The organism is Nocardia sp. NPDC020380 (genome assembly GCF_044386975.1).
Lineage (GTDB): Bacteria > Actinomycetota > Actinomycetes > Mycobacteriales > Mycobacteriaceae > Nocardia.
Map to the genome: position 1 here is coordinate 1 of NZ_JBIRVQ010000002.1, position 12,514 is coordinate 12,514.

General features: G+C 69.4%; 10 protein-coding genes, 1 rRNA gene and 1 pseudogene. 9 read left to right on the forward strand and 3 right to left on the reverse strand.

All coding sequences use genetic code 11. The features are described 5' to 3' along the window. The first annotated feature begins 189 nt into the window (after nt 1-189). From rrf to ACH438_RS03495, 4 genes and pseudogenes are all read left to right on the forward strand, one after another. Nucleotides 190-306, forward strand: a 5S ribosomal RNA gene (gene rrf, locus ACH438_RS03480). Between the two features lie 1,248 nt (nt 307-1,554). Next, a pseudogene (locus ACH438_RS03485) lies at nt 1,555-2,478 on the forward strand (hypothetical protein); the annotation flags it as partial. A gap of 438 nt (nt 2,479-2,916) precedes the next feature. Further along, on the forward strand, nt 2,917-3,822 hold the full coding sequence (locus ACH438_RS03490; RefSeq protein ID WP_397000779.1) for an HAD-IIA family hydrolase: 906 nt from the start codon (nt 2,917-2,919) through the stop codon (nt 3,820-3,822). 81 nt (nt 3,823-3,903) lie between these two features. After that, the gene (locus ACH438_RS03495; protein ID WP_397000781.1) at nt 3,904-4,341 is read left to right on the forward strand and encodes a GNAT family N-acetyltransferase; all 438 of its coding nucleotides are present in this window, start codon (nt 3,904-3,906) and stop codon (nt 4,339-4,341) included. Between the two features lie 4 nt (nt 4,342-4,345). On the opposite strand, the gene ACH438_RS03500 is transcribed toward ACH438_RS03495, so the two are convergent. Then, on the reverse strand, nt 4,346-5,104 hold the full coding sequence (locus ACH438_RS03500; RefSeq protein ID WP_397000783.1) for a class I SAM-dependent methyltransferase: 759 nt from the start codon (nt 5,102-5,104) through the stop codon (nt 4,346-4,348). Nucleotides 5,105-5,242: 138 nt separating this feature from the next. Here ACH438_RS03500 and ACH438_RS03505 point away from each other — a divergent pair, with 138 nt between their 5' ends. Genes ACH438_RS03505 through recN form a run of 4 tightly spaced genes read left to right on the forward strand, consistent with a single transcriptional unit; the run spans nt 5,243 to nt 9,197 of the window. Beyond that, entirely contained in the window at nt 5,243-5,509 is a 267-nt protein-coding gene (locus ACH438_RS03505; RefSeq protein WP_397000785.1) for a hypothetical protein, read from the forward strand. Nucleotide 5,510: 1 nt separating this feature from the next. Further along, nucleotides 5,511-6,410, forward strand: coding sequence for a TlyA family RNA methyltransferase (locus ACH438_RS03510; RefSeq protein ID WP_397000787.1), 900 nt, complete (start codon nt 5,511-5,513; stop codon nt 6,408-6,410). Continuing rightward, nucleotides 6,407-7,447 (forward strand): NAD kinase, encoded by a 1,041-nt coding sequence (locus ACH438_RS03515; RefSeq protein ID WP_397000789.1) that lies wholly within the window; start codon nt 6,407-6,409, stop codon nt 7,445-7,447. The genes ACH438_RS03510 and ACH438_RS03515 overlap by 4 nt, the downstream gene beginning before the upstream one ends. After that, nucleotides 7,425-9,197 carry a DNA repair protein RecN gene (gene recN, locus ACH438_RS03520; protein ID WP_397000791.1) on the forward strand — a complete coding sequence of 591 codons (1,773 nt, stop codon included), beginning with the start codon at nt 7,425-7,427 and terminating at the stop codon, nt 9,195-9,197. The genes ACH438_RS03515 and recN overlap by 23 nt, the downstream gene beginning before the upstream one ends. Before the next feature lie 77 nt (nt 9,198-9,274). Here the strand turns inward: recN and ACH438_RS03525 are convergent, their stop codons facing one another. Together ACH438_RS03525 and ACH438_RS03530 are read right to left on the reverse strand one after the other, a co-directional pair. Then, entirely contained in the window at nt 9,275-10,522 is a 1,248-nt protein-coding gene (locus ACH438_RS03525) for an HRDC domain-containing protein (RefSeq protein ID WP_397000793.1), read from the reverse strand. Nucleotides 10,523-10,664: 142 nt separating this feature from the next. Then, nucleotides 10,665-11,294, reverse strand: coding sequence for a DUF3000 domain-containing protein (locus ACH438_RS03530; RefSeq protein WP_397000795.1), 630 nt, complete (start codon nt 11,292-11,294; stop codon nt 10,665-10,667). 73 nt (nt 11,295-11,367) lie between these two features. On the opposite strand from ACH438_RS03530, the gene hemE reads away from it, so the two are divergent. Further along, complete coding sequence (gene hemE / locus ACH438_RS03535) at nt 11,368-12,435, forward strand: uroporphyrinogen decarboxylase (protein WP_397000797.1); 1,068 nt, start codon at nt 11,368-11,370, stop codon at nt 12,433-12,435. Nucleotides 12,436-12,514: the final 79 nt, after the last annotated feature.

Sequence of the window (12,514 nt, forward strand, 5' to 3'; positions counted from 1 at the left end):
GTCCGGTAACGGATGTAGGTGACTGGTACTAATAGGCCGAGGACTTACCAACAAAGAAGCTACGCGTCCACTGTGCAGTATCTGAAACAACACACGACACCGTGTGCCCGGGGAAATGGGTGCGCGAGGGCAAGGCCCTCGCTTCTCCTTTTTCCCCGCGGGACGCGGGGTGTGACAGTTTCATAGAGTTACGGCGGCTATAGCGGTGGGGAAACGCCCGGTCCCATTCCGAACCCGGAAGCTAAGGCCACCTGCGCCGATGGTACTGCACTCGACAGGGTGTGGGAGAGTAGGACACCGCCGGAACATCCTTGCGAAAAGGGGACCCTCACGGGGTCCCCTTTTCTGCGTTTGAGCGCCCGTGCTGCGTGAACGCTCGAGCACGCGTGATTGAATTCGTGGTAGGCGGGAGCGTCCCGCCGGCCCTCACGCGAACCAGCGCCGCGGCCGGGTACGGCAGGCTTACAAGACTAGAGAGGGATCACCGTGGCGGAGCAGAACGACGACCGCAAACCCTTCCGCCGTGACGGCGGTTCCGGACAGAGCGGCTCCAACCGGCCGGCGCGCGACAACTCGGGTGAAGGCCGTTCTTCCGGCCCCCGGCGGGAACGCAGCGAAGGCGGCCGCGACGGTGGTTTCAACCGTGGTGGTGGCAACCGCGAGGGCGGTAACTCGAACCGCGGCGACAGTGACCGCGGCGGCTACAAGGGCAACAGTGGCGGCGACCGCGGCGGATTCAATCGCGACGGCGGCCGTGGTGGCCGTGACGGCGCGGACCGCGGCGGCTACCGGCGTCCCGAGGGCCGGGACAACGAGCGTGGCGGCTACAACCGCTCCGGCGAAAGCCGGGAAGGCGGGTTCAACCGCGGTGGCGGCAACCGCGAGGGCGGCGGATTCAACCGTTCCGGCGACCGTCGCGAAGGCGGATTCAACCGATCCGACGATCGCCGCGAGGGCGGTGGCAGTCGTGAAGGTGGCTTCAACCGTTCCGGTGGCAGTCGTGAGGGCGGGTTCAATCGCTCCGGTGGCAACCGCGACGGTGGGTTCAACCGTTCCGGCGGTAGTCGTGAGGGCGGGTTCAATCGTTCCGGCGGTAGCCGCGAGGGTGGCTACAACCGTTCCGGTGAAGGCCGCGATGGCGGGTTCAACCGCAGTAGTGGTGACCGTCGCGAGGGTGGCTACAACCGTTCCGGCGAAGGCCGTGAAGGCGGCTTCAACCGTGGCGGTGATCGCGAGGGTGGGTTCAATCGTGGCGGTGACCGTCGCGAGGGTGGTTACAACCGTTCCGGTGAGGGCGGATACAACCGCGGCGGCAATCGTGAGGGCGGCTTCAACCGTGGCGGTGACCGCGAGGGTGGGTTCAATCGTGGCGGCGATCGCCGCGAGGGTGGCTTCAACCGTTCCGGTGAAGGTCAGGGTTCTCGTGGGGGATCCAGCCGTGAGGGTGGGTTCAACCGGTCCGGCGGGAACCGCGAAGGCGGCTTCAATCGTGGTGGCGAAGGGCGCGGGTTCGCCAAGGATGGCGAGCGGCGGGACTTCGGGCGCGGCGATCGGGATGATCGAAAGAGCTTCGGGCGCAGCGGTTCCGGGGACAAGCGGGATGGCGGGTTCGACCGTGGCCGGGCCGAGCGTCCCGATCGGGATCGGGAGGGATTCGGCCGCAAGCGGTCCGAGGACGAGTCGGTCGAGGGCGGTTCGCGCGCTGAGGGTTTCGAGCGCGAAGGCGGCAGTGGACCGGACCGGCGACGGGGCGGTGAAGGTGCTCGGGTGGGCGGCGGTCGTCCGAGCGAGCGCCGGTCGGCGCGGCCGGACGAGCCGGAGCTGCCCGATGAGGTACAGCCCTCCGATCTGGATTCGGCCGTGCGCCGCGATCTGCTCAGCCTGGACAAGAGCAATGCCGAGGCGGTCGCTCGCCACCTGGTGATGGTGGCGCAGCTGCTGGACGAGGATCCGGAGCAGGCGCTGCAGCATGCGCGGGCCGCTCGGCAGCGTGCCGGGCGTATCGCGGTCGTGCGTGAAACCGCCGGTGTGGCGGCCTATCACGCGGGCGAGTGGGCCGAGGCCCTCTCCGAGCTGCGTACCGCGCGCCGCATGTCCGGTGGCGCCGGCCTGCTGGCCGTCATGGCCGACTGCGAGCGCGGTCTGGGCCGCCCGGAGCGCGCCATCGAACTCGGCCGCAGCGACGAGGCCCGCATGCTGACCGGCGACGAGGCCTCCGAACTCCGCATCGTGGTGGCGGGCGCCCGCATGGACCTCGGCCAGTACGACCAGGCCGTGGTGTCCCTGCAGACCCCCGAACTGGATCCGGCCCGCACCGGCCCGGCCGCCGCGCGGCTCTTCTACGCGTACGCCGAGGCGCTGCTCGCCGCCGGCCGCGAGGAAGAGGCCCTGACCTGGTTCATGAACGCCGCCTCCGCCGACGTGGAAGGCGATACCGACGCCGAGGAGCGGGCCGCTGCCCTCTCCGAGGGTGACGACGGCTCCGACTGGACCTCCGCCTTCGACGACGAAGACGATCAGGACTCCGACGAGGACGTTGACGCCGAGGACGACGAGACCTCGGATGAGGTTGCCGCGGAGACCGATTCGGACGATACCGACGCCGCCGAATCCCCGGTCGAGATCGCCGACGAGGAAGTCTCCAGCGCAACTGCGGTTGCCGACGCACCCGCGGAAGCGAAGAAGCCGGCGGACGACGCTGCGGAAGCAGACGATTCGGCGAAGTAGAGCATGACGATCGAGCGGCAGGCGCAGTGATGCGCCTGCCGCTTTTTTGTTTCCTATGACCCCATTCACCCCTCCGGCCCGGGTCGGGTGGGGTGGTAGTGAGTAGGCCGGAGATACTGGGGTCGCTGGCCTGTGGGTACGGGATCGGGTCGGTGGTTTCGAGCCGGTCTATGTGAAAGGAGCGTCTGAATGCTGCTACGGGAGCGGTTCGGCGCACTGCTGTTGGATCTGGATGGGACGTTGTATCGGGGCCGGGAGGTGGTTCCCGGTGCGCCGGAGGCGCTTTCGGCCGCCAACGGCCAGCAGCTGGTCTATGTCACGAACAATGCGAGCCGATCCGCCGCCGCGGTCGCGGAGCATCTGCACGAACTCGGGTTCGGCGCACGGGAAGACGAGGTCGTCACCAGCGCCCAGGCCGCGGCGCACATGCTCGCCGAGCGTCTGGATCCGGGCGCGGTGGTGCTGGTCGTCGGCACCGAGGACCTGGTCGCCGAGGTGAAGGCCGTTGGCCTGCAGCCGATCCGGCGGTTCGACGGCGAGGCGCCCGCCGCCGTGGTGCAGGGCCATTCACCGAATACGGCGTGGGCCGATCTGGCCGAGGCCGCGTACGCGCTGCGGTCCGGCGCGCTCTGGGTGGCGGCCAATACCGATGCCACCTTGCCGACCGAGCGTGGCCTGGCGCCCGGCAATGGTTCCATGGTGGCCGCGCTCCGGACCGCGTCGGACCGAGATCCGATCGTCGCCGGCAAGCCGTACGCGCCGCTGCTGGAGGATGCGCTGGTCCGCGCGGGCACCCGGGACGCGCTCGTCGTCGGCGACCGTCTGGACACGGATATCGACGGTGGTCACACGGTGGGCCTGGAATCCCTCATGGTGCTGACCGGCGTGAGCACGCTGGGTGACCTGCGCACCCGTTCGGCGTATCAGCACCCCACCTATGTGGCGGAATCGCTTGACGCGCTGAACCATCCGGTCGCGGATACCCCGACGATCACCGATGAGGACGGCGATATCGTCGACGCGATCACCGCTCGCCTGCGCGAATACCCGGGCCGGGCGATTCCGGTGGCCGCGCCGCCCGCCGCCCCGAACTGATCCGCGCCCGCCAAGTGGACTTCTGAAGTTCCCTGGAATTGGTCCTGGGAAAGGGCCACTATCGTCGATACCGTCGACGGTATGAGTGACATCAGGGAAATCGAGCTCGGGGAGACGAAGCTGGCCGGCCGGGCCATGCTGGCCCTGCGGCCGCGCTGGGAGACCGTGGACGCGATCGTCGATCTCGTCGACAACCGGCTGCGCCCGCTCGGCTACCGGTTGATCGGCGTGTTCGACGGCGTCTCCGATGAGGCGGTGTCGGTGCTGGGTTTCCGGCCGACCTTCACCTCGGCGTGGGGACAGATCGTCTATGTCGACGACCTGAGTACCCTGCCCGAGGCGCGCGGTCACGGCTACGCCGACTCACTCGTGCAGTGGATCAAGGCCGAGGCGAAGCGGCTCGGATGCGAAGCGGTACACCTGGATTCGGGTGTCGCCGCGGATCGCGCCCCCGCGCATCGCCTCTACATGCGGAACCATCTGGCCATCACCTCGCACCACTTCTCCGTCGGGGTGTGAAGTCTCACAGCGGCTTTCGTGCCTCTATCAACGTGCGCGCCGAGTGGGCGACGAACGGCCCGTCGCTGCCGACCTGCTGGTGCAGTTCGCGCAGCCGCCCGAGGTAGGCGTCCACGGTGAAGCCCGGGACCATCCAGATGACCTTGCGCAGGAAGTAGACGACCGCGCCGATGTCGTGGAATTCCACGCGGAGGCGCTCGGTGCGGCATTGCGTGATCTCCAGCCCGGCGGCGCGCGCCCCGGCGGCCTCGGTCTCGGGATCGCGTCCCAGCCGGGCCTCGGGCTGCGGGCCCAGGAAGTATTCGACGAGTTCGAATACGCTCGCCGGTCCCACGTGCTGGGCGAAGTAGCTGCCGCCCGGTCGCAGCACGCGCGCGATCTCGTCCCACCAGATGGTGACCGGATGGCGGCTGGTGACCAGGTCGAAGGCAGCGTCGGCGAACGGGAGGGGTGGTTCGTCCGGATCGGCGACGACGATCGCGCCGCGCGGGTGCAGCAGGGCGGTGGCCTTGGCGATATTGGGCGGCCAGGATTCGGTGGCGACCATGGCCGGCGGGAGCACGGCGGCCTCGGCGAGCACCTCGCCGCCGCCGGTCTGGATATCGAGGGCGGCTTCGGCGGTGGCCAGGCGTTGCGCCTGCCGGCGTTGGTAGCCCCAGGAGGGGCGTTGTTCGGTGGCGCGGCCGTCGAGCCAGCCGAAGTCCCAGCCTTCGACGGGCGCGGCGGCGGCCTCGGCGATCAGGTCATCGAATTCGCGGTCCATTTGCTCAATGCTTGCAGACCGGCGCAACCGATTTCGTGCACCGCGCGCCGGCTCGCGCTGGCGCATGGTCATTGACGGAATGTTCACGCGGTGGGGTACGTGTGTTCGAATGCGAGTTCGGGTAGCGTTGTCGCCACGATGACTACGCCGACCCCTCGCCCGCCGTTCCCCGCGCCGGGACCCCGCCCTGGGGTGCCGATGCCCGGGCAGCATCTGCCGGGCGCGAATCAGGAGTTCGCCGACCCGGATCGGGTGCGTACCGAGGTGGCCGCGCTGCTGTCCGAATTGTCGGCCGGTGCGCGGGATTCGGTCTCCGACGGCACGGATCTGGTGCGGCGCGCCCGCATTCTGGAGCAGGCACACGATGTGCTGGTGCAGGCCCTGGCAACGGTGGACAAGATCTGAGGTGGCCAGACGCGCACGGGTGGACGCGGAACTGGTTCGCCGCGGATTGGCGCGATCGCGGGAACATGCGGTCGAACTGATCGCGGCGGGCCGCGTCCTGATCAATGGAACGGTCGCCACCAAACCCGCGACCGGAGTCGAAACGGCCACGCCGCTGCTGGTGCGGGACGAGCCCGATGAGGTGCAGTGGGCCTCGCGTGGCGCGCACAAACTGCTCGGCGCGCTGGAGGCCTTCGAGCCGCAGGGCGTGTCGGTGTCCGGAAAACGCTGCCTGGATGCGGGCGCGTCCACCGGCGGGTTCACCGATGTGCTGCTGTCGCGTGGCGCCAAGGAGGTCGTGGCCGCCGATGTCGGTTACGGCCAGCTGATCTGGCGACTGCAGAACGATGATCGCGTCCATGTGCACGACCGCACCAATGTTCGCGCCCTGACCCCCGAACTCATCGGCGGCCCAGTCGAATTGGTGGTCACCGATCTGTCCTTCATCTCGCTGGCCCTGGTGCTGCCCGCGCTGGCGGCCTGCGCCGCCCCGGGCGCCGATCTGCTGCCGATGGTGAAGCCGCAGTTCGAGGTCGGTAAGGAGCGCGTGGGATCCGGTGGCGTGGTGCGGGATCCGGCCCTGCGCGCCGAGGTCGTGCGCGAGGTGGCCGCGGCCGCCGCGGAACTCGGTTTGCGCACCCTCGGGGTGACCGCCAGCCCGCTGCCCGGTCCCTCCGGAAACGTCGAATACTTCCTGTGGCTGCGCAAGAACGCGCCGACCGGCGAGAGCGTTCCGGACGGTGGCGCCGAGGCCGATGACGGCGGTGTGGCGGCGCTCGTCGGCGGGTGGGCATACGATTCGGACGAGGCGGCGCGGGTTGCCGCGCTGATCGATCGGGCGGTCGAGGAGGGTCCACAGTGAACGCTGCGGGTGCGGCCAGGGAGATTCTGCTGGTCGCGCATCCGGGTCGGTCCGAAATCACCGAGACCGCGCATCGCGTGGCGAAGATCTTCGAGGATGCGGGGATCGGGCTGCGCGTGCTCGTGGACGAGGCGTACAGCACGCGATTCGATGTCGATGACAAGGGCGAGCCCGACGGATATCCGGTACGGGTCATGGAGCACAATCCGGACGCCGCGCGCGGCTGCGAGATGGTGCTGGCCCTCGGTGGTGACGGCACCTTCCTGCGCGCGGCCGAATTGGCGCGCAATGTGTCGGTGCCCGTACTGGGAATCAACCTGGGCCGGATCGGTTTTCTGACCGAGGCCGAGGCGGAGGGCCTGGACGAGGCCCTCGCTCAGGTGGTGCGCGGCGATTACATGACCGAAGAGCGCATGACGATCGATGTCAGTGTGCGCGTGGATGATGTGGTCGTGGAACGTGGTTGGGCGCTCAACGAGGCCAGCATCGAGAACGCCGCGCGCATGGGCGTTCTCGAGGTCGTGCTGGAGGTCGACGGCCGTCCCGTGTCCTCGTTCGGATGCGACGGTGTGCTGATCGCCACGCCGACCGGTTCCACCGCCTACGCGTTCTCGGCGGGCGGGCCGGTGGTGTGGCCCGAACTCGAAGCGCTGCTGGTGATTCCGAGCAATGCCCACGCGCTGTTCGCGCGGCCCCTGGTGACCAGCCCGGAGTCGCGGATCGCGGTGGAAACCGTTGCGACGGGCCATGACGCGATAGTTTTCCTCGACGGCCGACGCACCCTCGCACTGCCGCGGGGCGGCCGGGTCGAAACGGTCCGCGGGGCCGAACCGGTGCGGTGGGTACGGCTCGATTCCGCGCCGTTCGCCGATCGGATGGTGCGCAAATTCCAGTTGCCCGTGACAGGCTGGCGTGGCCGCCCGTCTGCACGGTCAGGCGCGGAGGCGGCAGCTCGCGTAACCACGCAGCGCCCGAGTGCAGGCGAGATCGATGACCGCCGAACGGAGAGCACGAGTGCTGACAGAGATCAGGATTGACGGGCTGGGCGTAATTTCCACCGCCACCGCACAATTCCATGAGGGTTTGACCGTTCTGACCGGTGAGACCGGTGCGGGCAAGACGATGGTCGTGACCAGCCTGCACCTGCTCAGCGGCGCCCGCGCCGACGCGGGCCGGGTCCGGCTGGGCGCGTCCCGGGCCGTCGTCGAGGGCCGGTTCACCGTCGAGGAGGTGCACGACGGCGCCCGCAACGAGGTGGCCGAGGTGCTCGAATCCTCCGGTGCGGAACCGGATGACGACGGCAGCATCATCGCCGTCCGCACCGTCGGCAGCGACGGCCGCTCCCGCGCGCACCTGGGCGGGCGCAGCGTGCCGGCCTCGGTGCTCGGCGATTTCACCGGGCCACTGCTGACCGTGCACGGCCAGAACGATCAGCTGCGGCTGCAGCGCCCGGATCAGCAGTTGCACGCCCTGGACCAGTTCGCGTCGGACTCCGTTGCGGCGCTGCTGAAGAAGTATCAGAAGGCGCGCAAAACCTGGCTGGACGCCCGCAACCAGCTGCTGGAGCGGACGGCCCGCAGCCGCGAACTCGCACTGGAAGCCGACCATCTGACACAGTCGCTGAACGAGATCGACGCCGTCGCACCGGAACCGGGGGAGGACGAGCACCTGGTGGCCGAGGTGCGGCGACTCTCGGACCTGGATTCGCTGCGGGAGGCCGCCTCCGCGGCCCACGATGCGCTCGCAGGCCCCTCGGACAGCCCGGGTGAGGATTCGGGCGCCCTGGACCTGCTGGGCTCCGCCCGCGCGCGCCTGGACACCGCCGACGACCCCCTGCTGACCGCCCTCGCACCGCGATTGGGCGAGGCCATTTCGGTGGTGGTCGATCTGACCACCGAGCTCAGCTCCTACCTGTCGGATCTGCCGTCGGATCCCGGTGCGCTGGAATCCATGCTGACCCGGCAGGCGGAACTGAAAACCCTCACAAGGAAATACGCGCCGAATATCGACGGGGTCATCAAGTGGGCGGATGAGGCCCGTACCCGCCTGGCCTCCCTGGATGTTTCCGAAGAGGCATTGTCCGCGCTGGCGGCGGAGGTCGAGTCGGCCGCGGAGAAGGTGCGCGATACCGCCCGGAAGCTGACCGCGGCGCGCTCCAAGGCGGCCGGCAAGCTGGCGACCGCGGTGAGCACCGAACTGGGCGGTCTGGCCATGGGCCGGGCCCGGCTCGAGGTCGGCATCGCGCCCGTCCTTGCGGGCGTACAGGATTCGGCCCCCCTGGAAGTGGACGGCAAGGAGCTGCACGCGGGCTCCACCGGCGTCGACGAGGTCGAGTTCCGCCTGGCCGCGCACTCCGGCGCGCATCCACTGCCCTTGAGCAAGAGCGCTTCCGGCGGTGAGCTCTCCCGCATCATGCTCGCCCTCGAAGTGGTGCTGGCCAGTTCCGAGCACGGCACCACCATGGTCTTCGACGAGGTCGACGCGGGCGTCGGCGGTCGCGCGGCGGTCGAAATCGGGCGCCGCCTGGCCAGTTTGGCCCGCACCCACCAGGTCATCGTGGTCACCCACCTGCCGCAGGTGGCCGCCTTCGCCGACACCCACCTGGTGGTGGACAAGATCGACGACGGCAAGGGCGTGAAATCCGGCGTCCGCTCCCTCACCCAGGACGAGCGGATCATCGAACTCGCCCGCATGCTGGCCGGCATGGGCGATACCGAAACCGGCCGCGCCCACGCCTGGGAACTCCTCACCACCGCGCACGCCGAGAAGGTCGGCGCGGCCAGCTGAGGCGAAAAGCCCGCGAACAGCACATCAGCGAGGGATATCGGACGAATCCCCTCGCTGATGTGCTGTTCGTGCGTGTTTCAGTCCTTGGGCGGATAGAGCGCGGCGGCCAGCCGGGGCACGGCGAGTTCTCTTTGCCAGGGGCGTGCCCCGCCCGCGGCCAGGAAATCGTCGATGAGGTCGGGTGCCTTGCCCTCCGCCACCGCGCGCGGCAGCCCGTCCCAGCACATGCGGCGCAGCAGGTCGGGCGTGAGCAGGTTCTCGACCGGGATCGAGACCTCACCCGAGAGCTCCGACATCGCGGCGCGCGCCCGTTGCAGGCGGGCCGCGGCGGCCGGGTCGCGGCGCTCCCAGCGGTTGACCGGCGGCGGGCCGTCGAACGGCTGGGTCAGCGGCGGCAGTTCGTTGTCCGGCAGGGCGCGGGCGCGTTCGATGGCGCCCAGCCATTCGCGGGAGTAACGCCGCTGCCGGGGCCCGCCGAAGATCGGCAGGGCGCGCAGCTGGGCGATGGTCTTGGGCTCGTTGGTGGCCGCGGCGACGATGGCCGAGTCGGGGAGGATGCGGGCCGGAGCGACGTCGCGGAGCCGGGCCAGGCGGTCGCGGGTGGTCCAGAGTTCGCGGACGACGGCGAGCTGGCGGGTGCGGCGCAGGGCGTGGATGCCGGAGGTGCGGCGCCAGCGGTCGGCCTTGGGGGCGGCCGGTTCGGCGGCCCGGACGTGCTCGAATTCTTGTGCGGCCCAGTCGGATTTACCCTGCTCGTCGAGCTCGACGGCGACCGCGTCGCGGAGTTCGAGGAGTAGCTCGACATCGAGGGCCGCGTAATTGAGCCATTCGTCGGGCAAGGGGCGGGTGGACCAGTCGGCGGCGCCGTGGCCCTTCTTCAGCTCCCGGCCGAGTAGGCGTTCGACCATGGCGGCGAGCCCGACGCGTTCGTAGCCCGCGAGCCGGCCACCGAGTTCGGTGTCGAACAGCAGGGCCGGGTAGAGGCCGAGCTCGGCCAGGCCGGGTAGATCCTGGTCGGCGGAGTGCAGCACCCACTCCAGGCCGTTGATCGCGTCGGCGAGCGGAGTGAGGTCGCCGTCGACCGGGATCGGGTCGATGAGGAAGGTGCCCGCGCCGGCGCGGCGTAACTGGATCAGGTAGGCGCGGTTGGAGTAGCGGAAGCCGGAGGCGCGTTCGGCGTCGACGGCTAGGGGGCCGGTACCGGCGGCGAGGAGGCGAGCAGCGTCGGCAACTTCGGCGGCGGAGTCCAGTACCGGCGGCACACCGTCCACTGGCGCGAGCAAAGGGACCGCGACAGTGGCTTCCGGTTCTTCTGGTACGGACATGTTCTTGAACTCTACTGATAGGTCAGGGGCTGCCCGCGTCACGTCGGTGAAACAGCAACCCGGAGCAAGACGCCGGTCGAGTGCGAATGGTAACCAGCGTTCCCGGATTTGGTTGCAGTACAGAAGTTCTCGGCGGATCCGGTCAGTCGGGATCGTCGACGCGGCGGTGGATGTCCAGCCGGGTTACGCCCGCGGGCGGCAGGCCCGCGGCATAGGCGAGCACCTCGCAGAAGGCTTCCACGTGCGGCCGCATCTCGGTATCGCCCACGGTCCAGGAGGCGCGGAGCTCGAGCTGGTGCGCGCGCGGCGGGCCGGCGATATCGCCGTACCGGACCGAACTCGTCGAGGTGACCGTGCCGCCGAGCGCCGTGAACGGGGTGCGGGATTCCAGCGAATCCACCAGCCAGCTCCACGCCACCTCGGGCAGCAGCGGATCGGCGGCGAGCGCCGAATCGATGTCGGCCTGGATGTAGGCCACCAGCCGGAACACTCCGTGCCAGGCTTCCTGCCCGTTCGGGTCGTGCAACAGGATCAGGCGGCCGAACGCGTCACCGTCGGAATCGACGGGCACCACATTGGTGTCGGGTCGAGTGACTTCCGCACCCAGCGCGTAGGAGTACGGGGCCAGGCGCTGCGGAGGACGGATCGGTGCGAGCTCTATTCGAGGATGCACTGATGCGGTTCCCATCGCCTCGACCGCGGCGCGGAACCTTGCGGGTTCTTCGGGCTCCGGGGTCGGTGCGGCGCCGTCGCGGAAGTCGAGCGGTGTCACGAAAGGCACCGTAGACCTCTCGGGTGCGGTGTAGTGAGAGGCGCGCCGCCGGGCCCCACTACGATGAGCCGTGATGAGCACTCACACCCGACGCCAGCTGACCGATGCCCCCCTCCTCGTCGCCGCTGCCGGTGGCGTACCGCATCGGCGTCCGGTGTGGTTCATGCGCCAGGCCGGGCGATCGCTGCCCGAGTATCGCGAGCTGCGCGCCGGAATCGGCATGCTGGAATCCTGTTTCGATCCGGAGCTGATCTGCGAGATCACCATGCAGCCGGTGCGCCGCCACGATGTGGATGCGGCAATCCTGTTCTCCGACATCGTGGTTCCGCTCAAGGCCGCCGGCATCGACCTGGACATTGTCGCGGGAGTCGGTCCGGTGGTTGCGAATCCGGTGCGCACGGTCGCCGATGTGCGCACGCTGCCGCGGCTGCGGCGCGAGGAGGTCGGCGCGGTCACCGCGGGTGTGGGACTGCTGCTCGACGCGCTCGGTGACATTCCGCTGATCGGTTTCACCGGTGCGCCGTTCACCCTCGCCTCGTACCTGGTCGAGGGCGGGCCGAGCAAGAACCACGAGATCACCAAGGCGATGATGCTCGGCGATCCCGACACCTGGCATCAGCTGATGGGCGTGCTCACCGATATCACCATCGAATTCCTGCGCGCGCAGATCGACGCGGGCGTGGATGCGGTGCAGCTCTTCGATTCCTGGGCGGGCGCACTGACTCTCGCGCAGTACCGCGAATACGTGATGCCGCACTCCGAACGCGTCTTCACCGAGGTCGCGTCGGCGGGGATTCCGCGCATCCACTTCGGTGTCGGCACCGGAGAACTGCTGGGCGCCATGGGCGAAGCCGGCGCGGACGTGGTCGGCGTGGACTGGCGAGTCCCCTTGACGGAGGCCGTGCGCCGCGTCGGCCCCGGAAAAGCCTTGCAGGGCAACCTCGATCCCGCCGTCCTCTTCGCCGGGCCCAAGGCCATCGAATCCGAGGTCCGCCGCATCGCACACGAAGCCGACGAGGCCATCACCCTCGGCGCCAAGGGGCACATCTTCAATCTGGGCCACGGCGTCCTGCCCAATACCGACCCGACGGTCATCACCGACACGGTCGCCCTCGTCCACAGCCTCCCCGCCCCGCTGTAGCGGATCGCGCCCGCGTCGAGGCCCCTACGCGGGGCCGGCGGCGCGCTGCGCCCGGCTGTGGCGCGGGCCACCTCGGCGC

Bases quoted from the DNA above. Each gene is read 5' to 3' on its own strand.
- ACH438_RS03490 (WP_397000779.1), top strand. From the start codon at position 2,917: ATGCTGCTACGGGAGCGGTTCGGCGCACTGCTGTTGGATCTGGATGGG.
- ACH438_RS03495 (WP_397000781.1), top strand. From the start codon at position 3,904: ATGAGTGACATCAGGGAAATCGAGCTCGGGGAGACGAAGCTGGCCGGC.
- ACH438_RS03500 (WP_397000783.1), bottom strand. From the start codon at position 5,104: ATGGACCGCGAATTCGATGACCTGATCGCCGAGGCCGCCGCCGCGCCC.
- ACH438_RS03505 (WP_397000785.1), top strand. From the start codon at position 5,243: ATGACTACGCCGACCCCTCGCCCGCCGTTCCCCGCGCCGGGACCCCGC.
- ACH438_RS03525 (WP_397000793.1), bottom strand. From the start codon at position 10,522: ATGTCCGTACCAGAAGAACCGGAAGCCACTGTCGCGGTCCCTTTGCTC.
- hemE (WP_397000797.1), top strand. From the start codon at position 11,368: ATGAGCACTCACACCCGACGCCAGCTGACCGATGCCCCCCTCCTCGTC.